Source organism: Martinezella sp. CNPSo 3890 (genome assembly GCF_057784455.1).
In genome coordinates this window covers 1,223,318-1,245,955 of sequence record NZ_JBXSOR010000001.1, presented here as the reverse complement: position 1 = coordinate 1,245,955, position 22,638 = coordinate 1,223,318, and the positions used below count along the sequence as shown (strand labels likewise).

At 58.5% G+C, this 22,638-nt stretch carries 21 protein-coding genes; 12 read left to right on the top strand and 9 right to left on the bottom strand.

The features are described from left to right. Position 1 precedes the first annotated feature (1 nt). The 4 genes from queA to coaD all read right to left on the bottom strand — a co-directional run bounded on the left by queA (position 2) and on the right by coaD (position 2,905). Positions 2-1,087: a tRNA preQ1(34) S-adenosylmethionine ribosyltransferase-isomerase QueA gene (gene queA / locus AC13RC_RS06130; RefSeq protein WP_488556715.1), complete on the bottom strand. Its 1,086-nt coding sequence runs from the start codon at positions 1,085-1,087 to the stop codon at positions 2-4. Between the two features lie 88 nt (positions 1,088-1,175). Further along, on the bottom strand, positions 1,176-1,676 hold the full coding sequence (locus AC13RC_RS06125; RefSeq protein WP_113333779.1) for a peptidylprolyl isomerase: 501 nt from the start codon (positions 1,674-1,676) through the stop codon (positions 1,176-1,178). A 114-nt stretch (positions 1,677-1,790) separates the two neighbouring features. Continuing rightward, the gene (locus AC13RC_RS06120) at positions 1,791-2,363 is read right to left on the bottom strand and encodes a peptidylprolyl isomerase (RefSeq protein ID WP_145320085.1); all 573 of its coding nucleotides are present in this window, start codon (positions 2,361-2,363) and stop codon (positions 1,791-1,793) included. Positions 2,364-2,392: 29 nt separating this feature from the next. Then, positions 2,393-2,905, bottom strand: a complete 513-nt coding sequence (coaD, locus tag AC13RC_RS06115) for a pantetheine-phosphate adenylyltransferase (protein WP_015339888.1) — start codon at positions 2,903-2,905, stop codon at positions 2,393-2,395. A gap of 202 nt (positions 2,906-3,107) precedes the next feature. Between coaD and AC13RC_RS06110 the strand changes: the two genes are divergently transcribed. The 4 genes from AC13RC_RS06110 (at position 3,108) to AC13RC_RS06095 (ending at position 4,861) form a co-directional block, all read left to right on the top strand. Further along, entirely contained in the window at positions 3,108-3,332 is a 225-nt protein-coding gene (locus AC13RC_RS06110) for a hypothetical protein (protein WP_233788709.1), read from the top strand. Between the two features lie 91 nt (positions 3,333-3,423). Then, positions 3,424-3,582, top strand: coding sequence for a hypothetical protein (locus AC13RC_RS06105; protein WP_015339886.1), 159 nt, complete (start codon positions 3,424-3,426; stop codon positions 3,580-3,582). A gap of 39 nt (positions 3,583-3,621) precedes the next feature. Then, positions 3,622-3,756, top strand: coding sequence for a hypothetical protein (locus AC13RC_RS06100; protein ID WP_257713997.1), 135 nt, complete (start codon positions 3,622-3,624; stop codon positions 3,754-3,756). Between the two features lie 214 nt (positions 3,757-3,970). Further along, complete coding sequence (locus AC13RC_RS06095) at positions 3,971-4,861, top strand: NAD-dependent epimerase/dehydratase family protein (RefSeq protein WP_488556714.1); 891 nt, start codon at positions 3,971-3,973, stop codon at positions 4,859-4,861. Between the two features lie 142 nt (positions 4,862-5,003). Here the strand turns inward: AC13RC_RS06095 and gyrA are convergent, their stop codons facing one another. Further along, a complete protein-coding gene (gene gyrA, locus AC13RC_RS06090) occupies positions 5,004-7,799 on the bottom strand; it encodes a DNA gyrase subunit A (RefSeq protein ID WP_113333776.1) in 2,796 nt (931 codons plus the stop codon). A 224-nt stretch (positions 7,800-8,023) separates the two neighbouring features. Between gyrA and AC13RC_RS06085 the strand changes: the two genes are divergently transcribed. After that, a complete protein-coding gene (locus AC13RC_RS06085) occupies positions 8,024-8,656 on the top strand; it encodes a MarC family protein (RefSeq protein WP_113389621.1) in 633 nt (210 codons plus the stop codon). A gap of 432 nt (positions 8,657-9,088) precedes the next feature. Here AC13RC_RS06085 and AC13RC_RS06080 read toward each other — a convergent pair whose 3' ends face one another. Then, on the bottom strand, positions 9,089-9,649 hold the full coding sequence (locus AC13RC_RS06080) for a single-stranded DNA-binding protein (RefSeq protein ID WP_113389633.1): 561 nt from the start codon (positions 9,647-9,649) through the stop codon (positions 9,089-9,091). Between the two features lie 271 nt (positions 9,650-9,920). On the opposite strand from AC13RC_RS06080, the gene uvrA reads away from it, so the two are divergent. Beyond that, on the top strand, positions 9,921-12,842 hold the full coding sequence (uvrA, locus tag AC13RC_RS06075; RefSeq protein ID WP_488556713.1) for an excinuclease ABC subunit UvrA: 2,922 nt from the start codon (positions 9,921-9,923) through the stop codon (positions 12,840-12,842). Between the two features lie 33 nt (positions 12,843-12,875). After that, positions 12,876-13,682: a DUF72 domain-containing protein gene (locus tag AC13RC_RS06070; protein ID WP_113352542.1), complete on the top strand. Its 807-nt coding sequence runs from the start codon at positions 12,876-12,878 to the stop codon at positions 13,680-13,682. Between the two features lie 2 nt (positions 13,683-13,684). Here AC13RC_RS06070 and AC13RC_RS06065 read toward each other — a convergent pair whose 3' ends face one another. Continuing rightward, positions 13,685-15,160, bottom strand: coding sequence for an NAD(P)H-hydrate dehydratase (locus AC13RC_RS06065; protein ID WP_488556712.1), 1,476 nt, complete (start codon positions 15,158-15,160; stop codon positions 13,685-13,687). A gap of 347 nt (positions 15,161-15,507) precedes the next feature. Here AC13RC_RS06065 and AC13RC_RS06060 point away from each other — a divergent pair, with 347 nt between their 5' ends. From AC13RC_RS06060 to hspQ, 3 genes are all read left to right on the top strand, one after another. Continuing rightward, a complete protein-coding gene (locus tag AC13RC_RS06060) occupies positions 15,508-15,846 on the top strand; it encodes a P-II family nitrogen regulator (protein ID WP_015339877.1) in 339 nt (112 codons plus the stop codon). Between the two features lie 64 nt (positions 15,847-15,910). After that, on the top strand, positions 15,911-17,320 hold the full coding sequence (gene glnA / locus AC13RC_RS06055; protein ID WP_113333771.1) for a type I glutamate--ammonia ligase: 1,410 nt from the start codon (positions 15,911-15,913) through the stop codon (positions 17,318-17,320). A gap of 216 nt (positions 17,321-17,536) precedes the next feature. Continuing rightward, on the top strand, positions 17,537-17,866 hold the full coding sequence (gene hspQ, locus AC13RC_RS06050; protein WP_069612159.1) for a heat shock protein HspQ: 330 nt from the start codon (positions 17,537-17,539) through the stop codon (positions 17,864-17,866). Between the two features lie 151 nt (positions 17,867-18,017). Here hspQ and AC13RC_RS06045 read toward each other — a convergent pair whose 3' ends face one another. Continuing rightward, on the bottom strand, positions 18,018-18,677 hold the full coding sequence (locus AC13RC_RS06045; protein ID WP_488556711.1) for an invasion associated locus B family protein: 660 nt from the start codon (positions 18,675-18,677) through the stop codon (positions 18,018-18,020). A 264-nt stretch (positions 18,678-18,941) separates the two neighbouring features. Here AC13RC_RS06045 and AC13RC_RS06040 point away from each other — a divergent pair, with 264 nt between their 5' ends. Then, positions 18,942-20,750 (top strand): extracellular solute-binding protein, encoded by a 1,809-nt coding sequence (locus tag AC13RC_RS06040; RefSeq protein ID WP_488556710.1) that lies wholly within the window; start codon positions 18,942-18,944, stop codon positions 20,748-20,750. A 93-nt stretch (positions 20,751-20,843) separates the two neighbouring features. Next, the gene (locus AC13RC_RS06035; protein ID WP_069612156.1) at positions 20,844-21,515 is read left to right on the top strand and encodes a DsbA family oxidoreductase; all 672 of its coding nucleotides are present in this window, start codon (positions 20,844-20,846) and stop codon (positions 21,513-21,515) included. 163 nt (positions 21,516-21,678) lie between these two features. Here AC13RC_RS06035 and AC13RC_RS06030 read toward each other — a convergent pair whose 3' ends face one another. Beyond that, entirely contained in the window at positions 21,679-22,578 is a 900-nt protein-coding gene (locus tag AC13RC_RS06030) for a LysR substrate-binding domain-containing protein (RefSeq protein ID WP_488556709.1), read from the bottom strand. Positions 22,579-22,638 lie beyond the last annotated feature (60 nt).

Genomic DNA, 22,638 nt, shown 5'->3' with positions numbered 1-22,638 from the left:
CCTAGTCTTTCCGGTGGAGCAGGCTGCCATCGCCATAGGAATAGAAGCGATAGCCCGTCTCGATAGCATGGGTATAGGCCGCGCGCATCGTATCAAGGCCGGCAAAGGCCGATACGAGCATGAACAGGGTCGAGCGCGGCAGGTGGAAATTGGTCATCAGCATGTCGACGGCTTTGAAGCGATAGCCGGGCGTGATGAATATGCCCGTAGCACCCTGCCAAGGCTGGATGGTGCCATCGTCAGCGGCGGCACTTTCGATCAATCGCAGCGACGTGGTGCCAACGCAGACGATACGCCCGCCCCTCGCCTTCACGGCATTGAGTTTTGCAGCGGTTTCGACATCGACATAGCCGATCTCGAAATGCATCTTGTGATCGTCGGTATCGTCGGCTTTGACGGGCAGGAAGGTACCGGCTCCGACATGCAGCGTCACGAAATGCCGCTCGACATCAATGGCATCGAGTGCGGCAAACAGGGACGGCGTGAAATGCAGACCAGCGGTGGGTGCTGCAACGGCGCCCTCTTCGCGCGCGTAGATCGTCTGATAGTCGGCGCGATCACGCTCGTCTTCCGGGCGCTTCGCTGCAATATACGGTGGCAAGGGAATATGCCCGACCACGGCGATCGCTTCGTCCAGCGCTGGGCCGGATAGATCGAACCGCAGGGTAATCTCGCCACCCTCGCCCTTTTCCTCGACCGTCGCGTCGAGCGAGCCGAGCGCGCAGACATTCTCGCCATGTCCGAACTGGATGCGGTCACCGATCTTGATGCGCTTTCCGGGCCTGGCAAAGGCCTTCCAGCGATCCGGCGCGGCACGCATATGCAACGTCGCCGAGACCTGCTGGCCAGGGGCGCCTTCGCGATGACGAATGCCTTCCAGTTGCGCCGGTATCACCTTCGTATCGTTGAAGACCATGGCATCGCCGGGACGCAGGAAAGATGGCAGATCCCGCACCTTATGGTCGCTCAGCGTGTTGGCACTATCGTTTGGATCGACGACGAGCAGGCGCGCGCTGTCACGCGGCTCGGCGGGCCTGAGCGCGATACGCTCCTCCGGCAGATCGAAATCGAAAAGGTCAACACGCATTCAATTGGTCCAGGCAGTTCATTCAGGCAAAGCGAAACCCGCCCCTCACGCTAGCGGCGCAAGAGGCGGGTTTCAGGAATAATCACGATCAGACGTCGGCGGCAACCCGCGCGGATACGATCGAATCCGGATCCTTTACCGGCTCGCCGCGCTTGATTTGGTCGACGAATTCCATGCCGGAGATGACCTGACCCCAGACGGAGTACTGCTTGTTCAGCCACGGAGCGTCCGTAAAGCAGATGAAGAATTGCGAGTTGGCCGAGTTCGGGTTCTGCGAACGGGCCATCGAGCACGTTCCGCGAACGTGCGGCGTTGCGGAGAATTCAGCCTTCAGGTCGGGCTTGGACGAACCACCGGTGCCGGCGCGAGCGGTGTTGCCGCCAACCTTGCCATGCTCGACATCACCGGTCTGAGCCATGAAGCCATCGATGACGCGATGGAAGACGACGCCATCATACGCCTTTTCGCGCGCAAGTTCCTTGATGCGGGCGACATGCTCGGGAGCAACCTGCGGCAGAAGCTGAATGACAACCTGGCCCTTGGTGGTTTCCAGGATGAGGGTGTTTTCTGGATCCTTGATCTCAGCCATGTTCGTTTCCTTGTTCTTTCTGTTTGCGCATGATCATAACTGGATCATGCAGCTTGCCTTGGCGCGATCTCGTCCAAAAGCCGCGCCGCGCCTTTTGGAATCACGCCCGTGAAATCACTTCTTGGTGACGGTAACCTTGATCATCTTGTCGGGGTTGGTCACTTCGCCGTTCTGGCCTTCGCCGCGCTTGATCTTGTCGACGAGCTCCATGCCCGAGATGACCTTGCCGACGACCGTGTACTGGCCGTTCAGGAAATCGCCATTGGCGAACATGATGAAGAACTGCGAATTGGCAGAATTCGGGTCCTGGGCGCGCGCCATGCCGACGGTGCCGCGCGTGAACGGAACCTTGGAGAATTCTGCCGGAAGGTTCGGCAGATCGGAACCGCCGGTGCCGGCCTTGTTCGGATCATACCCCTTGGAGGCATTGCCATACTGCACGTCGCCCGTCTGGGCCATGAAGCCATCGATGACGCGATGGAATACGACGTTGTCGTAGGCACCCTTCTTCGCCAGCGCTTCGATCTGCGCGACATGCTTCGGAGCAACTTCCGGCATCAACTGGATGACAACCGGGCCGTCCTTGAGCTGGATGGTCAAAAGATCTGCGGCTGCGGCCGAGAACGCGCTGCCTGCGAAGGCGGCAAGGCTCAGGAATCCTGCCAATGCAATATGAAAGAGTTTCATGGATGCTCCGTTCGGGATTGTATTTCGGCTCAGCTGTTGCCGCTGGCCTTATTTTTGAGTTTGCCGTTCAGCGCTTCCAGAACCGCTGACGGCACGAAGGCGCTGACATCGCCGCCCATGGATGCGATCTGCCGCACCAATGTGGCGGTTATGGGCCGAGAGGCCGTACCGGCAGGCAGGAACAGCGTCTGGATATCCGGCGCCATCTGCCTGTTCATGCCAGCCATCTGCATTTCATAATCGAGATCGGTGCCATCGCGCAGGCCACGCACCAGCAAGGTCGCGCCATGGGCGCGGGCGGCATCGACGACCAGATTGTCGAAAGCGACGACGGAAATATCGCCCGCCTTTTGCGGCAGAGCCTCACCGAGCGATCTGCGGATGAGCTCCGCCCGCTCCTCGAAGGAGAAAAGCGGCTTCTTGCCGGGGTGAATGCCAATCGCGACGATCACCTTGGCGGCGACGTTCAACGCCTGCACGAGGACATCCAGATGTCCGTTGGTCATCGGGTCGAAGGACCCAGGATAGAAGGCTGTCGTCATTACCAAGCCGGCTCGTTGTTTCGACGCCTTTTGTCATGGATGAGGCCGTACCGCAAGTGATTTGCAACCCAGCGACCGCCTCTGAACTGCAGATGAACGCGCCGTTCAAGCCCGTTTCAGCTCGACAATGCTTTACTGACATCAACATCGAAACGGGCCTGCTTCAATGGCTCGCCGATCTCGATTTCAGGGACATCATGCCATGCTCGTCTTCATCATCGCAGGCGCTATCATCGGTTCATTTTTCGTCGAATACCTCGTTCATCTTTTCGCCGACAATTATGAGATCGAATGGGATTCCGCCTCGGAAAGCGGCAAGGACATCGATTTTGCCCAAGAAATCGCCACTGCTATGCGCAGGACGCATCGCGAATCTGAACGCCAGATGAACAAGGCATTCAAGGTCGCTTCAGACGCGCATTGCTAGATAGCTCTCAATATCGGCGGAACCATTTGGGAAACGCCGCGTTAACAGTCCGAAACTCAGATCGCATATTGCGGCAAGAAGGAAGAAGAGTATGCCCGACAAGATCACCCTCATTAACGTTGTTTGGATGGCCATGATTTCGGGAATGCTCGCAGCAACCGTTGCGCTTTACGATCAGAAACCCGACCAGTCGAAGATCTACGGTCCCTTTGCTTCGGCTCGTCCCTTCGTTGCCTCGAGCCAGTACTAAGGGATCTGAACGCTAGTCCCACCAAAGGAGGGAGCGATCATGTTCACAATTTTGACGCTGCTTACACTTTTCATCAGCATCATGTTTGTCGTGTCAGTCGCATCCACCATTTCGGCGCTTCATCGCGAAAGCGAAGAGAGCAAGAGGCTGCATAAGCGTCACAAGACGCTCTGATCTCCGCGTACCGAGCATCTCTCCCCGCCATATGCTCGGATGGACCCTGAACCGGACGCTTTCCCCGCCAGCGTCCGGTTTTTTATTACCATTATGGTCCCGGCGCTTTCCCTTCAGGCCCTGCCGCCAAGACGCAAAAGCATGATTTTGCAAGAGGAAGCGCGCCAGCCTCTTCAATCATGCTATGGTGATTGCAGTTCATCGAGGGATCAAGATGCGCATTGTTCTGACAGGCAGCTCCGGGCGACTTGGCCGGGCGATCTTTAATGCGCTGACGCCAAGCCATAGGGTGATAGGCATCGATCGTTCACCGTTTTCGACGACGCATCTCCTCGGAGATTTTGCCGATGCGGCGTTGCTGCGCCAGGCGCTAACGGGTGCGGATGCAGTCATCCATTGCGCGGCCCTGCATGCCCCTCATGTCGGCGCGGTTTCCGACGATGAATTTCGCCGCATCAATGTGGACGGAACACGGCAGCTTGCGGAAGCGGCACTGGCTGCCGGCGTTAAGAGACTGGTATTTACCAGCACGACCGCACTTTATGGTCGCGCCGTCGCTCCCGGTCATTGCACATGGGTCGATGAAGACACCGTACCGCAACCGAAAAGCATCTATCACCGCACGAAACTGGAAGCCGAGCAGATCCTTAAAGGGATGACTGGCCCGGATTTGCAGGTCCGCGTTTTACGCATGTCTCGAAGTTTTCCAGAAACAGTCAATGTGATGGCTGTTCATCGCCTGCATCGCGGTGTCGATATCCGCGATGTCGCGGATGCCCATGTCGCGGCGCTGACGAATGGCGGCAAAGATTTTCAACGACATATTGTTTCCGCCGGCACGTTGTTCAAACCGGAAGATTGCGAGGCGCTCGCAGTGGACGCCGCCTCCATCATCCAGCTGCGTGCGCCCGGCCTTGCCGCCAAATTTGCACAGCGAAACTGGTCGCTGCCTGACAGAATTGATCGCATCTACGCATCGAAATCTGCGGGCGCGGTCCTCGGCTGGCATTTCCGCTTTGGCTATGATGAGGTTTTCGCGCAGCTGGATCGGGAGAGCCTCGAGGTTCTGCCGCCTTTCTCGCAAAACTACGAACGCCCGGAATAACGGGTTGGGAAATGGCCACCAGATCCGGGCAGGCCATGCTCCAAATGACAATCGCATGAGCCTGCTGCCAAGCTCATGCGATTGAAAATCTTCAGCTTCCAGATGGTCCTGCCGAACCCTTTCCGAGTAGGCACAGCGAAGACTATTCTTCGCTGCTACCCTCGTTACCGGCATCTCCTGCTTCACCTGCAGCGGCGTCATCCTCGGCTGCCGAAGCATCGTCCTCATCGCCTTCCGGCTCGCTGATACGCTCGACGGATACGACCTTCTCGTCCTTGGCTGTCGAGAAGATGGTGACGCCCTTGGTGGCGCGGCTGGCGATGCGGATGCCGCCGACGGGCACGCGGATCAGCTGACCGCCATCCGAGACAAGCATGATCTGATCGCCGTCCTCGACCGGGAAGGCAGCAACAAGCTCGCCAATCTCGCCCGTCTTCGACGTGTCGGTGGCGCGGATACCCTTGCCGCCGCGGCCGGAGATACGGAAATCGTAGGAAGACGAACGCTTACCGAAACCCTTCTCCGAAACGGTCAGAACAAACTGCTCAAGCGCCTTGAGCTCCTCGTAGCGCTCATCGCTGAGCTGTCCCTCTTCGGTGACTTCTTCGCCGACCAGCGCAATCTCCTCGTCATCGCCCGTTGCGGAGCGGCGCTCGCTGACGGAGCGTTTGAGATAGGCCGCGCGCTCCCACGGCTCGGCATCCACGTGGCGGACGATCGTCATCGAGATGATGCGATCGCCGGATGCAAGGCTGATGCCGCGAACGCCGATGGAGTTGCGGCCGGCAAAGACGCGCACATCCGAAACCGAGAAGCGGATGCACTGGCCGAGCGCCGTCGTCATCAGCACGTCGTCGTGTTCGGTGCAGGTCTCGACGGAGAGGATTTCATCACCCTCTTCCTCGAGCTTCATGGCGATTTTGCCGTTGCGGTTGACCTGCACGAAATCCGACAGCTTGTTGCGACGCACGGTTCCGCGCGTCGTCGTGAACATGACGTCGAGATTGTCCCAGCTGTCTTCATCTTCCGGCAGAGGCATGATCGTGGTGATGCGTTCGCCGGGTTCCAGCGGCAGCATGTTGATCAGTGCCTTGCCGCGCGATGTCGGCGTGCCGATCGGCAGACGCCAGACCTTTTCCTTGTAGACGATACCGCGGGACGAGAAGAACAGGACCGGCGTATGCGTATTGAGAACGAATAGCCGGGTAACGAAATCCTCGTCGCGGGTGGTCATTCCGGAGCGGCCCTTGCCGCCACGCCGCTGCGCACGATAGGTGGTCAGCGGCACGCGCTTGATATAGCCGAGATGGGACACGGTGACGACCATGTCCTCGCGGGCGATCAGATCCTCGTCGTCCATCTCGAGGCCGCCATCGACGATCTCGGTGCGGCGCGGCGTTCCGAACTCGTCGCGAACCGCGGCAAGCTCTTCTTTTACAATGGTTTGGATGCGGGCACGCGACGAGAGAATATCAAGGTAGTCCTTGATCTCGGCGCCGATCTGATTGAGTTCCTCATCGATCTCGTCACGGCCGAGAGCGGTTAGGCGCGCCAGACGCAGCTCGAGAATGGCGCGGGCCTGCTCTTCCGAGAGATTGTAGGTGCCGTCCTCGTTGATGCGGTGACGCGGGTCGTCGATTAGCCGGATAAGCGATTCGACGTCCGCTGCATTCCAGCGGCGCGTCATCAGCTCTTCACGGGCCGATTGCGGATCGGGCGCTTGCCGAATGACGCGGATGACTTCGTCGATATTAGCGACGGCAATGGCCAGACCGACCAAGACGTGGGCGCGATCGCGCGCCTTGCGCAGCAGATACTTGGTGCGGCGGCTGATGACTTCCTCACGGAACGCCACGAAAGCGCGCAGCATGTCCATCAGGTTCATCTGCTCCGGCTTGCCGCCGTTCAGCGCCACCATGTTGCAGCCAAAGGAGGTCTGCAGCGGCGTGTAGCGATAAAGCTGGTTCAGGATGACATCGGCATTGGCGTCGCGCTTCAGCTCGACGACAACGCGATAACCCTGGCGGTCGGATTCGTCGCGCAGATCCGAGATGCCTTCGATGCGCTTCTCGCGCACGAGTTCGGCCATCTTCTCGATCATCGACGCCTTGTTCACCTGGTAGGGAATCTCGGTGATGATGATCTGCTCGCGATCGCCGCGCATTGGTTCGATGGTCGCGACACCGCGCATGACAACCGAGCCGCGGCCCGTCTCATAGGCGGAGCGGATGCCGGCGCGGCCGAGGATCTTCGCACCGGTCGGAAAATCCGGACCGGGGATGATCTCCATCATCTCAGGCAGCTCGATCGCCGGATTATCGATCAGCGCGATACAGCCATTGATGACTTCGGAGAGGTTGTGCGGCGGAATGTTCGTCGCCATGCCGACGGCGATGCCGCCCGAGCCGTTGACCAGCAGGTTCGGGAAGCGTGCCGGCAGAACCTTCGGCTCCTCCGTCGTCGCATCGTAATTTTCCTGGAAATCGACCGTTTCCTTGTCGATATCCTCGAGAAGCTCGTGGGCGACCTTCGTCAGGCGCGATTCCGTATAACGCATCGCCGCCGGCGGATCGCCGTCGATCGAGCCGAAATTGCCCTGCCCGTCGATAAGCGGCACGCGCATCGACCAGTCCTGCGCCATGCGGACCAAGGCGTCGTAGATCGAGGCGTCGCCGTGCGGGTGGTAGCTACCCATGACGTCAGCGACGGGACGGGCCGACTTCACATATTTGCGGTTCCAGTGATAGCCGCTCTGATGCGCCGCATAAAGGATGCGCCGATGAACGGGCTTCAGACCATCACGGACGTCGGGAAGCGCGCGGCTGACGATCACGCTCATGGCGTAATCGAGATAGGACCGCTGCATTTCCTCCATGATGGAAATCGGCTCGATGCCTGGCGGGAGCTTCCCGCCGCCGGGTGGTGTTTGCTCAGTCAAAACAGATCACGATCTCTTTTAGAATCACTGCGAAATTTATAGCCGAAAGGCCTGGCGAGCGCCAATTTGGGCCGGTGTTTTTGAACAGGTTTTGCCCCTTTAAGCCATGGAATCGAACATTTCCATGGCGAAATCCATCGACGCGGATGCATGACCCTTTGCGAAAGCCCATTCCTCGCATAACAATGCTCGCTAACAACGACAGAATAAGCTCTGGGGACTATATGGCGAGCGCGGATACGCTGATCAATGCCTTCACGACTCTGCTTGTCACTGTCGATCCGCCGGGGCTCGCACCGCTTTTCATCGGACTTACGGCTGGCATGAACCGTTCGGAGCGCAAGCAGGTGGCGCTGCGCGGATCGCTGATCGCCTTTTTCATCCTGGCTGCCTTCGCCCTGTTCGGCGCGAGCGTGCTTGGCGTGCTTGGCATCTCCATCGGCGCTTTCCGTATTGCCGGCGGGCTACTGCTCTTCTGGATCGCCTTCGAGATGGTGTTCGAGCGGCGGCAGGACAGGAAAGAGAAGACGACGGAAGTCGCCATTACCAAGGATCATATCCGCAATATCGCGGTTTTCCCCCTCGCCTTGCCCTTGATCGCCGGTCCCGGCGCCATCTCGGCGACAATCCTTTTGGCAGGATCGCTGCAAACCACGCTCGACCGCGCGCAACTGATCGGCGTCATCGCCGTCAACCTCGCTCTCGTCTTTGCGGCCCTTGCCATTTCCGATAGGCTCGATCGCATGCTGGGCGCCACCGGACGCGCCATCCTGACCCGGCTGCTCGGGGTTATCCTTGCGGCGCTTGCCGCGCAGTTCGTCGTAGATGGGGCAAAAGCGGCGCTACAAGCAGGTTAAAGCTTTTATCGCTATCACCCGCGCTACACAGAACATCGTGTTTCGGTGTGCATTGAATAAGGATCGGCAATGTTTTTCAAAAACATAATCCGTGGATTCTTCAAGAAATATGGATATACTTTTATAAAGACGGAGTACTTTGTAGATGAAAAAGACACTGAATATGCGTCCATCAACATCGTTACAGAAGATAATCTACAGAAAAAGATTCTTTTTATTTATCTCGCTGACGAAGTATCCAGAACTCACATTTTAACGAAGGAGAACATCAAGGATACCATAGTGAGCTGCCAATTAATCCTAGAAGAATTAAACAATCAATCGGAAGGCTCGAATCCGCTCGATAGGTGAGCCTTCTGTCTGGCCGCGCTGTGCGTAAAATAGCTCACCTGAAGGTGAGCTATTGGATAGTTTAGCTGGCAAGCATATCGATCAGAACGGGATATCATCATCCAAATCGCGCGAGAAGTTGCCGCCGCCCTGGCTGCTGCCACCACGGTTGCCCCCACTGCCGCGGGAAGAGCCCTGCGACGAGGACTGGCCGTAATCGTCGCCACCGTAGTCGCCGCCGTAACCACCGCCAAAGTCACCGCCGCCGCGGCCGCCACGGCTGCCGCCTTCCATGGAACCGCCGCCTTCGCCACGGCCATCGAGCATGGTCAGCGTCGAATTGAAGCCCTGCAGCACGACTTCCGTCGAGTAGCGGTCCTGACCGTTCTGGTCCTGCCATTTGCGGGTTTGCAGCGCACCTTCGATGTAGACCTTGGCGCCTTTCTTCAAATACTGCTCGGCGACCTTGCAGAGGCCTTCATTGAAGATGACGACGCGGTGCCATTCGGTCTTTTCCTTGCGCTCGCCGGAATTGCGGTCGCGCCAGGTTTCCGAGGTAGCAATGTTGAGGTTGGCGATCGGGCGGCCGTCCTGCGTGCGGCGGATTTCCGGGTCCGCCCCGAGATTTCCAATCAGAATTACCTTGTTCACACTACCGGCCATGACACCACCCTGCTTGCCGCCCATCGACGGCTTTGAAATTCAATCTGCGCACCTTAACCCATAGCGGCTGTCAGGTGCTATTTATGCGGCCTTCCCAGTTCCGTTCATCCACAAAGAAATCGCCGCAATAATTTTGTTCTTTATTTGTTCTAATTTATCCCTATGATGATGTCAACGGAATCGAAAACCCGGCTCTACCCTTCATTTCAGCCTCGACTCGCGGGCTGACATCACTAAATAAAGGCAGACTCCAAGGGACCTGCATACGACGATGAGCGAACTGAAGACTATTTCCATACGTGGTGCGCGCGAGCACAATCTCAAGGGCATCGATCTTGACCTGCCACGCAACAAGCTGATCGTCATGACCGGCCTTTCCGGCTCCGGGAAATCGTCGCTCGCCTTCGACACCATCTATGCCGAGGGCCAGCGCCGCTATGTCGAAAGCCTTTCTGCCTACGCACGCCAGTTCCTCGAAATGATGCAGAAGCCGGATGTCGACCAGATCGACGGCCTCTCGCCGGCGATCTCGATCGAGCAGAAGACCACCTCGCGCAATCCGCGCTCGACGGTCGGCACGGTCACGGAAATCTACGACTATATGCGTCTGCTGTTTGCCCGCGTCGGCGTTCCCTATTCGCCTGTGACGGGCCTGCCGATCGAGAGCCAGACGGTCAGCCAGATGGTCGATCGCGTTCTCGCTTATGAGGAGGGCACCAGACTTTACATTCTGGCACCGCTCGTGCGCGGACGTAAGGGCGAATACAAGAAGGAACTGGCGGAGCTCATGAAAAAGGGCTTCCAGCGCGTCAAAGTCGACGGCCAGTTCTACGAGATCGCCGATGTGCCTGTTCTCGACAAGAAATACAAGCATGACATTGATGTGGTCGTCGACCGTATCGTCGTACGTCCGGATATGGCGGCACGTCTCGCTGACAGCTTCGAGACCTCTTTGCGGCTTGCCGACGGTCTTGCCGTCGCGGAATTCGCCGACAAACCGTTGCCGCCGGAGGAGACCGCTGCCGGCGGCTCAGCCAACAAGTCGCTGAACGAAACGCATGAGCGCGTGCTTTTCTCGGAGAAATTTGCCTGCCCGGTTTCCGGCTTCACCATTCCGGAAATCGAGCCGCGTCTGTTCTCGTTCAACAATCCTTTCGGCGCCTGCCCGTCCTGTGACGGTTTGGGCTCGCAGCAGAAGATCGATCCGGAACTGATTGTACCGGAGCCGGAGCGGACATTGCGTGATGGTGCGATCGCGCCCTGGGCCAAGTCGACCTCGCCCTATTACAATCAGACGCTGGAGGCGCTCGGCAAGCACTACGGCTTCAAGCTCGGCAATCGCTGGAACGAGCTGTCCGACAAGGCTAAGGATGTCATTCTGAACGGCACGGAAGACAAGATCGAATTCCATTATGCCGACGGTGCGCGCTCCTACACCACGCACAAGAATTTCGAAGGCATCGTGCCGAATCTCGAGCGGCGCTGGAAGGAAACGGATTCTGCCTGGGCGCGCGAGGAGATCGAACGCTTCATGTCGGCCGCCCCCTGCCCGGCCTGCAACGGCTATCGCCTGAAACCGGAAGCCCTGGCGGTCAAGATCGACAAGCTGCACATCAGCCAGGTGGCGGAGATGTCGATCCGCGTTGCCCGCGACTGGTTTGACGCGCTGCCGGGAACATTCACTGACAAGCAGAACGAGATTGCTGTTCGCATCCTCAAGGAAATCCGCGACCGCCTGCGCTTCCTCAACGATGTTGGCCTCGAATATCTGAGCTTGTCGCGCAATTCGGGCACGCTATCCGGCGGTGAGAGCCAGCGCATCCGCTTGGCGTCGCAGATCGGCTCTGGCCTGACGGGCGTTCTCTACGTGTTGGACGAACCGTCCATCGGCCTGCATCAGCGCGACAATGCCCGCCTGCTGGAAACGCTGAAGCACCTGCGGGATATCGGCAACACCGTCATCGTCGTTGAGCACGACGAGGATGCGATCTTGACGGCCGACGATGTCGTCGATATCGGTCCCGCAGCCGGCGTGCATGGCGGCCAGGTGGTGGCGCATGGCACACCGCAGGATATCATGGCGAACCCGAAGTCACTGACCGGTAAATATCTGTCCGGCGAGCTCGGCGTGCCGGTTCCAGATGAACGCCGCAAGCCCAAGAAAGGCAAGGAAATCAAGGTTGTCGGCGCGCGCGGCAACAACCTGAAGAACGTCACGGCATCCATCCCGCTCGGCGTGTTTACGGCGGTCACAGGCGTTTCCGGCGGTGGTAAGTCCACCTTCCTGATCGAGACGCTTTACAAGTCGGCGGCACGCCGCGTCATGGGTGCACGCGAGATTCCTGCCGACCACGACCGCATCGACGGTTTCGAGCATATCGACAAGGTCATCGACATCGATCAGTCGCCGATCGGCCGTACTCCGCGCTCGAATCCGGCGACCTATACCGGCGCCTTCACACCGATCCGCGATTGGTTTGCCGGCCTGCCGGAAGCCAAGGCGCGCGGCTATCAGCCTGGCCGTTTCTCCTTCAACGTCAAGGGTGGCCGCTGCGAGGCCTGCCAGGGTGACGGCGTCATCAAGATCGAGATGCACTTCCTGCCCGACGTCTACGTCACCTGCGACGTCTGCCACGGCAAGCGTTATAATCGCGAGACGCTTGATGTCACCTTCAAGACAAAGTCGATCGCGGACGTGCTCGACATGACGGTCGAGGAAGGTGTCGATTTCTTTGCCGCCGTTCCCGCCGTGCGCGACAAGCTGCAGAGCCTGAAGGATGTCGGCCTCGGCTATATCAAGGTGGGACAACAGGCCAATACGCTTTCGGGTGGCGAGGCACAGCGCGTCAAACTAGCCAAGGAACTGTCGAAGCGATCGACGGGCCGCACGCTTTACATCCTCGACGAGCCCACAACCGGGCTGCACTTCCACGATGTCGCCAAGCTTCTGGAAATGCTGCACGAACTCGTCAATCAAGGCAATTCCGTTGTCGTCATCGAGCACAATCTCGAAGTCATCAAGACTGCCGACTGGATCCTCGATTTCGGTCCGGAGGGCGGTGATGGCGGCGGCGAGATCGTGGCCGTCGGCACGCCGGAGGCGATCGTCAAGGAAAAGCGCTCCTATACGGGGCAGTTCCTGAAAGAGTTGCTGGAGCGGCGCCCGGTGAAGAAGGTTGCGGCGGCGGAGTGAGATTGACCCGGCCGAATGGCCAAGGAGGAGAGAATGACCAAAGCGGGCGAAATCCGCACAGGCATCGGCGGATGGACCTTCGAACCGTGGCGCGGGACCTTCTATCCCGACACGCTGAAGCAGAAGGATGAGCTGCACTACGCCAGCCGCCAGCTGAAAGTGATCGAGGTCAACGGCACCTATTACAGTACGCAGAAGCCTGAGGTTTTTGCCAAATGGGCGGCCGACGTGCCCGACGGGTTCATCTTCTCCTTGAAGGCGACACGTTTCGTCACCAACCGGCGGGTTCTTTCCGAAGCCGGTGAATCGATGCAGAAGTTCCTGGAATCCGGCATCAGCGAGCTCGGCGATCACCTCGGCCCGCTGCTCTGGCAGTTCGCACCGACGAAGAAATTCGATCCGGATGATTTCGAGGCTTTCCTCAAGCTGCTACCGGCGAAGCAGGATGGTCTTGCGCTGAGACACGTCGTCGAGGTCCGGCACGATTCCTTCAAAGTGCCGGAGTTCGTCGCGCTGCTTGAAAAATACAATGTCGCGCCCGTTTGCGCCGAGCATTTCGAGTATCCGATGATTGCGGATGTCACGGCAGACTTCGTCTATGCCCGCCTGCAGAAGGGATCGGACGATATCAAGACCTGCTATCCGCCGAAGGATCTGAAAGCCTGGGCGGATCGCTTGAAAAGCTGGGCCGCCGGAAGGGTACCGGACGATCTGCCGCTGATCGATGCAAAGCGTAAGGTCAAGGAGGAACCGCGCGATGTCTTCGCCTTCATGATCCATGAAGGCAAGGTAAATGCGCCGCCCGGTGCGATCGCCCTGCAGCAGGAAGTGGCGAAATAGCGCTATAGCGGTTTAACGGCTGCCACGAGGTCTTCGGCGGTCAGCCCCTTCCCGGCATGTTGACCGGCAAGACCATGCAGCCAGACGCCGGAGGCGGCCGCCTCGAAGGCCGGCGCCCCCTGCGCCATCAGGCCGCCGACAATGCCGGCAAGTACGTCGCCGGAGCCGGCGGTCGCAAGCCAGGGTGGCGCATTGGCGTTGATCAGTGCCCTGCCGTCCGGAGCGGCGATCACGCTATCGGCACCCTTGTAGATGATGGCAGCATGGGCTCTGGCTGCCGCCGCCCTCGCCTTATCGACCTTGCTCAAGCTTTCGTCCGCAGCGATATCGGGAAAGAGCCGGCCGAACTCTCCCTCATGGGGTGTCAGCACCAAGCGTGTCGGTCCTTCGGCAAAGGCATCGAACAGCCGTTGCGGCTCGTCGCGAAATGAGGTGATGCCGTCGGCATCCAGCACCAGGTGGCGATCCGCGAGCGCGAGGCAGAATTGCCGCGCCTTTTCGCCGGCGCCGAAGCCAGGCCCAAGAATGAAGGTCGAAAGGCGTTTATCGGCAAGCCATTCGAGCAATGAGGCTTCATCCGCGATGGAATGCAGCATGATTGCCGTCAGCAGGCCGGCATTGACATCAAGCGCTTCCGGCGGCGAGGCGATGGTGACGAGCCCTGCTCCCGCCTTCAACCCGGCCATGGCGGACATGCGCGCGGCACCTGTCGCGTTCGGCCCGCCCGAGAAGACGACGAGATGGCCGCGCTTGTATTTGTGCGTGTCGACGCCTGCCGAGGGTATGGCCGCCTGCCATTGTGCCGGCTTGTTTTCGGCGAGCGAGCGGTCGGCGTGCGCGCGGACGATACGGTCGGGAATGCCGATGTCGAAGACTTCCAGCTCACCGCACAGATCGCGACCGGGCAAGAGAAGATGGCCCGGCTTGCGTGTCATGAAGGTCACCGTGCGCGCGGCGTGGAAGGCTGCACCGAGAACCTGACCGCTGCGACCATCGAGACCCGACGGAAGATCGATTGAAATCACGGGAATATCAGCAGCCGCGACGCGAGCGATAACGGCGGCCACGTCATCCGGAACCGGCCGCGACAGGCCCGCGCCGAAGATCGCATCGATCACGACGTCGCCAGCCAGTGGAATAAAGCCCCCGATCGTCTCGCCCTTGACCGGGCAATCAGCAAAAGCACTGATAGCATCGCCCTTGAGCCGCTGGGGATCGCCAAGATGGAAAAGCCGCACGTCGGCCCCGGCCTGTTTCAGCGCGCGCGCTGCCACATAGCCGTCGCCGCCGTTGTTTCCCGGCCCACAGAGAACGGCATATCGGACGGCTCCGGGAAAGTGCCGGAGCGCGACGGCAGCAACCGCCTGCCCTGCCTTCTCCATAAGCCCGTAGGAATCGATGCCGGATGCGGCTGCGGCGCGGTCGACGGCAGACATGGCGTCGGGGGTGAGGAGCAGATCGGTGAGCGGCAACATCATGCGGATATTATAGATGCGAAATCTGCCTCAAAAACAACCGCTATTCCGGTGGCCATTTTGGTCGATAAATATGCATTTGCATAATAATTAAACAATAACATTCAAGGCCTTGCCGAAGCACAAACCTGCCGTGCGGGGCTCTTTTTTGCGAAATTTTGCTTATCCCACGCATTTCCGCGCGAAATCGCTTCCATTTTTCCGAAAAATCCTCATCAATTCATCGTCTCGGTGCGAATTCGCCGAGATTTTTTACAGCGGTCCGTCCTCAATTGGCATGGTACGTGCATTACGTTGGCCGAGCGGGGAGTAGTCCTGCTGTATCAGGAGAAGCGGAGAGACATTTTCTCATGAAAAAGATCGAAGCGATCATTAAGCCCTTCAAGCTCGACGAAGTGAAGGAAGCCCTTCAGGAAGTCGGCCTGCAGGGTATCACCGTCACGGAAGCGAAGGGCTTCGGTCGTCAGAAGGGCCATACGGAGCTTTACCGTGGCGCCGAATACGTCGTCGACTTCCTGCCGAAGGTGAAGGTCGAAGTTGTATTGGCGGACGAAAATGCGGAAGCGGTGATCGAGGCCATACGCAAGGCTGCGCAAACAGGCCGTATCGGCGACGGAAAGATTTTCGTTTCCAACGTGGAAGAAGTCATCCGAATCCGCACCGGCGAAACGGGCATCGACGCCATTTAATCCGCCCGGCCCATTCTCGGCCGCGGCTCGTTTAATCGTCATCTAAGTCAAGGGAAGTAATTTAATGACGACCGCAAGCGAAATTTTGAAACAAATCAAGGACAACGACGTCAAGTTCGTCGACCTGCGCTTTACGGATCCGAAGGGCAAGCTCCAGCATCTGACCATGGATGTGATCTGTGTCGACGAAGACATGTTCGCCGACGGCGTCATGTTTGACGGCTCCTCGATTGCCGGTTGGAAGGCCATCAACGAATCCGACATGGTGCTGATGCCCGATCCGGATACGGTCCACATGGATCCGTTCTTCGCGCAGTCCACCATGGTGATCCTTTGCGACATCCTCGATCCGGTCTCCGGCGAAGCCTATAACCGCGACCCGCGCGGCACCGCCAAGAAGGCAGAAGCCTATCTCAAGGCCTCCGGTATCGGCGACACCGCCTTCTTCGGCCCGGAAGCCGAATTCTTCGTCTTCGACGACGTCAAGTACAAGGCCGACCCGTACAATACCGGCTTCAAGCTCGATTCCAGCGAACTGCCGTCCAACGACGACACCGATTACGAAACGGGCAACCTCGGCCACCGTCCGCGCATCAAGGGCGGCTATTTCCCGGTCCCGCCGATCGATAGCTGCCAGGATATGCGCTCGGAAATGCTGACTGTTCTCGCCGAAATGGGCGTCGTCGTCGAAAAGCATCACCACGAAGTCGCAGCCGCCCAGCACGAGCTCGGCATCAAGTTCGACACGCTGGTACGCAACGCCGACAAGATGCAGATCTACAAATATGTCGTGCATCAGGTCGCCAATGCCTATGGCAAGACGGCAACCTTCATGCCGAAGCCGATCTTCGGCGACAACGGCTCGGGCATGCACGTGCATCAGTCGATCTGGAAGGGCGGCAAGCCGACCTTTGCCGGCGACGAATATGCAGGCCTGTCCGAAAGCTGCCTCTATTACATCGGCGGCATCATCAAGCATGCCAAGGCCATCAATGCCTTCACCAACCCGTCGACGAACTCCTACAAGCGTCTCGTCCCGGGCTATGAAGCTCCGGTTCTGCTCGCCTATTCCGCGCGCAACCGCTCCGCTTCCTGCCGCATTCCGTTCGGCTCGAACCCGAAGGCAAAGCGCGTCGAAGTCCGCTTCCCTGACCCGACCGCCAACCCCTATCTCGGCTTTGCAGCCATGCTGATGGCCGGCCTCGACGGCATCAAGAACAAGATCCATCCCGGCAAGGCCATGGACAAGGATCTCTACGATCTGCCGCCGAAGGAGCTGAAGAAGATCCCGACAGTGTGCGGCTCGCTGCGCGAAGCGCTGGAAAGCCTGGACAAGGACCGCAAGTTCCTGACCGCTGGCGGCGTTTTCGACGACGACCAGATCGATGCCTTCATCGAACTGAAGATGCAGGAAGTCATGCGTTTCGAAATGACCCCGCATCCGGTCGAATACGACATGTACTATTCGGTCTGATATCGAACACGAAAGCCCCGGTCTGCCGGGGCTTTCTCCATGATCGGGAAGCCGGTGGCAGGTCTCCCGCCCGATAGCGTCTTCGCATTGAGCGATCACATGCTGCTCGACCAAATAACTCGGGCCGAATGTGACAGTTCGATGAAGGAATGGGGGCAAAATCCTTGATATCAGTGGTGAAAGTCACCACATGATTGCTTGAAAGGAAGTCGTGCCATGAAACAACGAAACGCAAAATTCAATATTGGCGACGTGGTTCGACACCGGATGTTCCCCTTCCGCGGTGTCATCTTCGATGTCGATCCGGAATTCGCAAATACAGAGGAATGGTGGAATTCCATTCCCGCGGAAGTGCGTCCCGATAAGGACCAGCCCTTCTATCACCTTCTCGCCGAAAACGACGAGACGGAATATGTCGCATACGTGTCGGAGCAGAACCTCATCAACGATGAGAGCGGCGTTCCCTTACGCAATCCGCAGGTCGCTCAGATCTTCGACCAGGCCCCGACCGGGCAGCTCAAGCCCAAGATGAGCTTCGCCCATTAAACACGTGTAAAACCTATCTTATTCGAAAGGGAAGGCGCTCCCAACGCCTTCCCTTTTTATTTGGCTTCCGAGCATCGCATATGGCCATTAGAGCAAAGAAAAAGCCCGGATCACTCCGGGCTTTTTCTCATGAAACGAGACTATCGTCAGCTTACTGCTGCTTGGCAGCCTTCTGCGCATCTTCGAGCTTCTTGCGTGCTTCCTCGGCCTTCTTCTGCATGCTGTCCTGCAGGCTCTTCTGGCTTTCGGCAAGCTTCGAATCGGAGAGCGCCGGACCGTCATAAGCGGCGCCGAAACCGGTCAGCGAGATCTTGATCGGGTTCGGAGCGCGGCGGAAGTTCACAGAGGTGAAGGTGACGTCGGTGCCCTTCTTCAATGAAGCGACCATCGCGTCCGTCACGGGAACTTCCGCGGTGCACTTGTCCGGAAGGCAGACGGCATAGTCGAGCTTCTGGCCCTTGCCGCCATCGACCTGCATGGTGATGCCGGGCGGGATCAGGCGGGCGGTCGGAACCGAGATCTGCAGGATCTTGCGGTTGACCTTGCCATCGACGGAGATGAGGCCGACAGCCGTCACGAGCTGGCCGTTGTTTGCCATGATCAAATTCTGGACGATGCAGATATCGGCATCGTCCTGCTTGGTGCAGGTCTTGTACCAGCCCAGACGCGGCTGGTTGGGATCACCGCCGCCATCAGCGGGAGCTGCGTTGGACGCGTCCTGCGCGAAAGCGGCAGCCGGCATGGCCGCGCCAATCATGAGAGCCAGAGCAGAGAGACCTGCCCGCATTTTGTTGTCAGTCTTGAACATCATAGCGAAACCGCCTCCTGAAATCCGCTTCGGGACGACAGCACGCCGTCCCATGCAATTCGGGTCAAACCGTCGTCCACCTGTCGAATGAATAAGGCAAATACATGACCCGAGAAACCCGGCACCCCTGTTACATCGCACTGGCACGGATATCCAGCTTTTCTTTGGCCTTTTCTGCCAAGTCCTAAGATTTCCGCAGTCGCGTGTTGAATTCGGCACGCTCATGATAATGTTCGGCCGAATCGTACCCCTCCCGGAAAGGATGCCATGCAAGCGCTCCGGATCGCTGCCCTCCTGTTCTTCGCAACCTTGTGCAACGCCGCGGCGGCTCAGCCGCTTTACGGCATCGCCATGCACGGAGATCCGGCACTGCCGGCGGACTTCAAGCATTTCCCCTACGTCAATCCGGATGTCAAAAAGGGCGGCCGCGTCAGCTATGGCGTCGTCGGCACCTTCGACAATCTCAATCCCTTCATTCTGAAAAGCATGCGCACGACCGCACGCGGCATGTGGGACCCGGAATATGGCAATCTCGTTTACGAGTCTCTTATGCAACGCTCAAGCGACGAGCCCTTCACCCTTTACGGATTGTTGGCGCAGACGGTCGAATGGGACGACAATCGCAGCTTCATCCAGTTCAACCTCAATCCGAGGGCCCGATGGTCGGACGGGCAGCCAGTGACGCCGGAAGATGTAATCTTCACTTTCCAGCTTCTGCGAGACAAGGGGCGCCCCAACCTTTCATCTCCGCTGAAAGGAGTCGGTGGGATGGAGAAGGTCAACGAACATAGCGTGCGGATCCATTTCAATGAGGCGGCGAATCGCGAAACGCCGCTAATCATTGCCATGTTGCCGATCCTGCCGAAACACGTCATCGATGTGGATAATTTCGATCGAACAACGCTCGCCATTCCCGTCGGCTCTGGACCCTATAAAATCAAGAGCATCGATCCGGGCCAGCGCATCATCTATCAGCGCGATCCCAGCTATTGGGGCAAGGACATTCCCACAAAAATCGGTATCGACAACTACGACGAGATATCCGTCACCTATTTCCTGCAAGAAACCAGCCTATTCGAAGCTTTCAAGAAGGGCGATATCGACGTTTATCCCGACGGCAGCCCAGGTCATTGGCAGCGAGCCTATGATTTCCCGGCCGTAAGTTCCGGTGCGGTCGTGAAGGAGACATTTAAGCCGAAGTTGCCGAGCGGCATGATGGGCTTTGTTTTCAATACGCGTCGGCCGATCTTTGCCGACAAGAATGTGCGTAAAGGCCTGACGCTTGTCTTCGATTTCGAATGGTTCAACCGCAATCTTGCCTCCAGCGCCTATACGCGCACCGAGAGCTACTGGCAGAACTCAGACCTCTCCTCCTTCGGTGTACCGGCCGATGTCAATGAGCTAGCCATGCTCGGCCCTATCAAGGACCACATCGACCCCGACGTGCTCGACGGTACTTATAAGCTTCCCGTCAGCGACGGTTCCGGGCGCGACCGAAAGATCCTGCGCAAGGCCGTCAATTTCCTCAAGCAGGGCGGCTACACGATCAAGGGCGAGCGTATGGTCGACGGCACCGGTCGCCAGCTCAGTTTCGAGATCATGACGCAGAATGCAGATCAAGAGCGTATCGCCATCGCTTATCAACGTTCCCTAGCGCTTCTTGGCATATCCGTCACGATCCGCACGGTCGACGATTCCCAATATCAGCTGCGGACGGGAAACTACGATTACGACATGATCCTGAAAGCCTATCCCTCATCGCTATCGCCCGGCACTGAGCAGCTTGGGCGATGGGGATCGGCAGCCGCCAAGGCGGCAGGCAGCTTCAATTACGCCGGTGTTGCCAGTCCCGATGTCGACACACTGATGGAACATTTTCTGACGGCTCATTCAGCCGAGGATTTTCGCGACGCGGTGCGCTCCTTCGACCGTATCCTGATCTCCGGTTATTACATGGTGCCGCTCTACCATATCGGCCAGCAATGGATAGCGCGGCGGAGCCACATCGCCCGTCCAGACGTGCTACCGCTTTACGGCTATCAATTATCGACCTGGTGGGACGCCTCGGCGCAATAGCGTCGCAATGGTTCCCTTTCGGTAACCGGTTGAAGCCATCGGTGCAAAGGCCTAGATGGAGGGGAACAGCCCAAAAACCGAAAGGATGAAACCATGGAACGCATCACGATTGACATCGTCTCGGACGTCGTCTGCCCATGGTGCTATCTCGGCAAGGCCCGCCTGGAGCTGGCGATTGCCGAGGTACAGGACGAAGTAGGCGTCGATCTCAACTGGCGACCCTATCGGCTCAATCCCGACTATCCGCCAGAGGGCGTTGACCAGAAGAAGGCGCTCGAGCAAAAGCTCGGCGGCGCGGAACGCGTCGCGCAGGGCCACAAGATGCTGACCGAGCTCGGCCGCGAAGTGGGCATTAAGTTCGATTTCGACGCCATCAAGATCGGCCCGAACACGCTCGACGCCCATCGCCTCATCCATTGGTCCGTCACCGAAAGCCGCGAAAAGCAGGACAAGGTGGTGGATGCTCTCTTCAAGGCGAATTTCGAGCAAGGTCGCAATGTTGGCGACCACGCGGTGCTGCTCGACATTGCCGAAGAAGCCGGGCTCGACCGTTCGGTCATATCAACGCTGCTTGCCTCCGATGCGGACCGCGATCTCATCATCAGCGAAATCGACGCCGCCCAAAAGATCGGCGTCAACGGCGTGCCCTTCTTCATCTTCGACCAGCAATATGCCGTCAGCGGCGCCCAGACGCCGGACGTGCTTGCCGGTGCACTACGCGATATCGCCAAGATGAAGGCGGAAGCGCGCGCGGGGATGAATTGATCAAGATCCACAGAGGCGCCATTCTGGCGGGAATGGCGTCGGCCAGACGTTTTTCGCGTTTTTGCTGAAACAATTTCAAAACGGCTCGCCCCGCCGCTGCAAAAACCCGAAAACCAATGCCGCGTTAGTCCGGATATTCTCGAGGCCTATAAATCCACGGCCGTCAGATCGTTATATTCGCCGTCCGCGATTCCATCAGGAGCCAATTCGCAAAATCCTGGATTGGACCGTCGCTCAATCGGATCGGCTCCGGCAGGATGAGACAGAAGGTCTTGGAGATCGACTGACCATCGGGCCATGGCGCAACGAGGCGACCTTCTGCCAACTCCGCCTCGACATAGAGACGTGGCACCAGGGCGACGCCCAGTCCAGCGAGCGCAGCTTCAATCAGCATGACGTGAAGATCGTAACGCGGGCCAATCGCAGGATTGGTCAGCACAATCCCGGCCTCCTGCGCATAGCGTTGCCAGGCGTCCGGGTTCTGGCGTCGATGAAGGCGCGGCAGTTCATCGAGAGTTGGTGGCACTTTAGCGCTACCGAGAAGCGTCGGATGGCAAACCGGAACCAACGTCTCCTGCAACAGCCGATGCGTTCTCATTCCAGTCCAGGCAGGGTGATCGAAATGGATCGCGGCATCAAACCCACTTCCAGCAAGGACAAAAGGCTCCATCCGTTCGGCGAGATGCACGATAATATTCGGGTGCTTTTCGCGGAACCGCCCAAGACGGGGAATAAGCCAGCGCGTGGCGAAGGTCGGGATGGTGGCGATATCGATATTCGCGCCGCCATTGGGCTGCCCCATCAGATATTGACTGTCGCGCTCCAGCCGATCCAGTGACTCGCGAACCTGTACGGCATAGCGCTCTCCATTCGGCAAGAGCCGAACACGATTACCGACCCGCTCGAACAGCGTGACACCGAGAAAGGCTTCGAGCCGGCTTATCTGGCGGCTGATCGCTCCTTCGGTCAGGGCTAACTCTTCGGCAGCGCGAGCGAAGCTTCCATGGCGAGCCGACACCTCGAACGCCAGGAGCGCAGAATTGCTTGGAATTTTGCGGCGCATGGGCGGCTCCCAACGTGATGGTTTGGCACTCGAACGGCTGCAACCTTGATATTTGATCAC

Bases quoted from the DNA above. Each gene is read 5' to 3' on its own strand.
- queA (WP_488556715.1), bottom strand. From the start codon at position 1,087: ATGCGTGTTGACCTTTTCGATTTCGATCTGCCGGAGGAGCGTATCGCG.
- AC13RC_RS06125 (WP_113333779.1), bottom strand. From the start codon at position 1,676: ATGGCTGAGATCAAGGATCCAGAAAACACCCTCATCCTGGAAACCACC.
- AC13RC_RS06120 (WP_145320085.1), bottom strand. From the start codon at position 2,363: ATGAAACTCTTTCATATTGCATTGGCAGGATTCCTGAGCCTTGCCGCC.
- coaD (WP_015339888.1), bottom strand. From the start codon at position 2,905: ATGACGACAGCCTTCTATCCTGGGTCCTTCGACCCGATGACCAACGGA.
- AC13RC_RS06110 (WP_233788709.1), top strand. From the start codon at position 3,108: ATGCTCGTCTTCATCATCGCAGGCGCTATCATCGGTTCATTTTTCGTC.
- AC13RC_RS06105 (WP_015339886.1), top strand. From the start codon at position 3,424: ATGCCCGACAAGATCACCCTCATTAACGTTGTTTGGATGGCCATGATT.
- AC13RC_RS06100 (WP_257713997.1), top strand. From the start codon at position 3,622: ATGTTCACAATTTTGACGCTGCTTACACTTTTCATCAGCATCATGTTT.
- AC13RC_RS06095 (WP_488556714.1), top strand. From the start codon at position 3,971: ATGCGCATTGTTCTGACAGGCAGCTCCGGGCGACTTGGCCGGGCGATC.
- AC13RC_RS06085 (WP_113389621.1), top strand. From the start codon at position 8,024: ATGGCGAGCGCGGATACGCTGATCAATGCCTTCACGACTCTGCTTGTC.
- AC13RC_RS06080 (WP_113389633.1), bottom strand. From the start codon at position 9,649: ATGGCCGGTAGTGTGAACAAGGTAATTCTGATTGGAAATCTCGGGGCG.
- uvrA (WP_488556713.1), top strand. From the start codon at position 9,921: ATGAGCGAACTGAAGACTATTTCCATACGTGGTGCGCGCGAGCACAAT.
- AC13RC_RS06070 (WP_113352542.1), top strand. From the start codon at position 12,876: ATGACCAAAGCGGGCGAAATCCGCACAGGCATCGGCGGATGGACCTTC.
- AC13RC_RS06065 (WP_488556712.1), bottom strand. From the start codon at position 15,160: ATGATGTTGCCGCTCACCGATCTGCTCCTCACCCCCGACGCCATGTCT.
- AC13RC_RS06060 (WP_015339877.1), top strand. From the start codon at position 15,508: ATGAAAAAGATCGAAGCGATCATTAAGCCCTTCAAGCTCGACGAAGTG.
- glnA (WP_113333771.1), top strand. From the start codon at position 15,911: ATGACGACCGCAAGCGAAATTTTGAAACAAATCAAGGACAACGACGTC.
- hspQ (WP_069612159.1), top strand. From the start codon at position 17,537: ATGAAACAACGAAACGCAAAATTCAATATTGGCGACGTGGTTCGACAC.
- AC13RC_RS06045 (WP_488556711.1), bottom strand. From the start codon at position 18,677: ATGATGTTCAAGACTGACAACAAAATGCGGGCAGGTCTCTCTGCTCTG.
- AC13RC_RS06040 (WP_488556710.1), top strand. From the start codon at position 18,942: ATGCAAGCGCTCCGGATCGCTGCCCTCCTGTTCTTCGCAACCTTGTGC.
- AC13RC_RS06035 (WP_069612156.1), top strand. From the start codon at position 20,844: ATGGAACGCATCACGATTGACATCGTCTCGGACGTCGTCTGCCCATGG.
- AC13RC_RS06030 (WP_488556709.1), bottom strand. From the start codon at position 22,578: ATGCGCCGCAAAATTCCAAGCAATTCTGCGCTCCTGGCGTTCGAGGTG.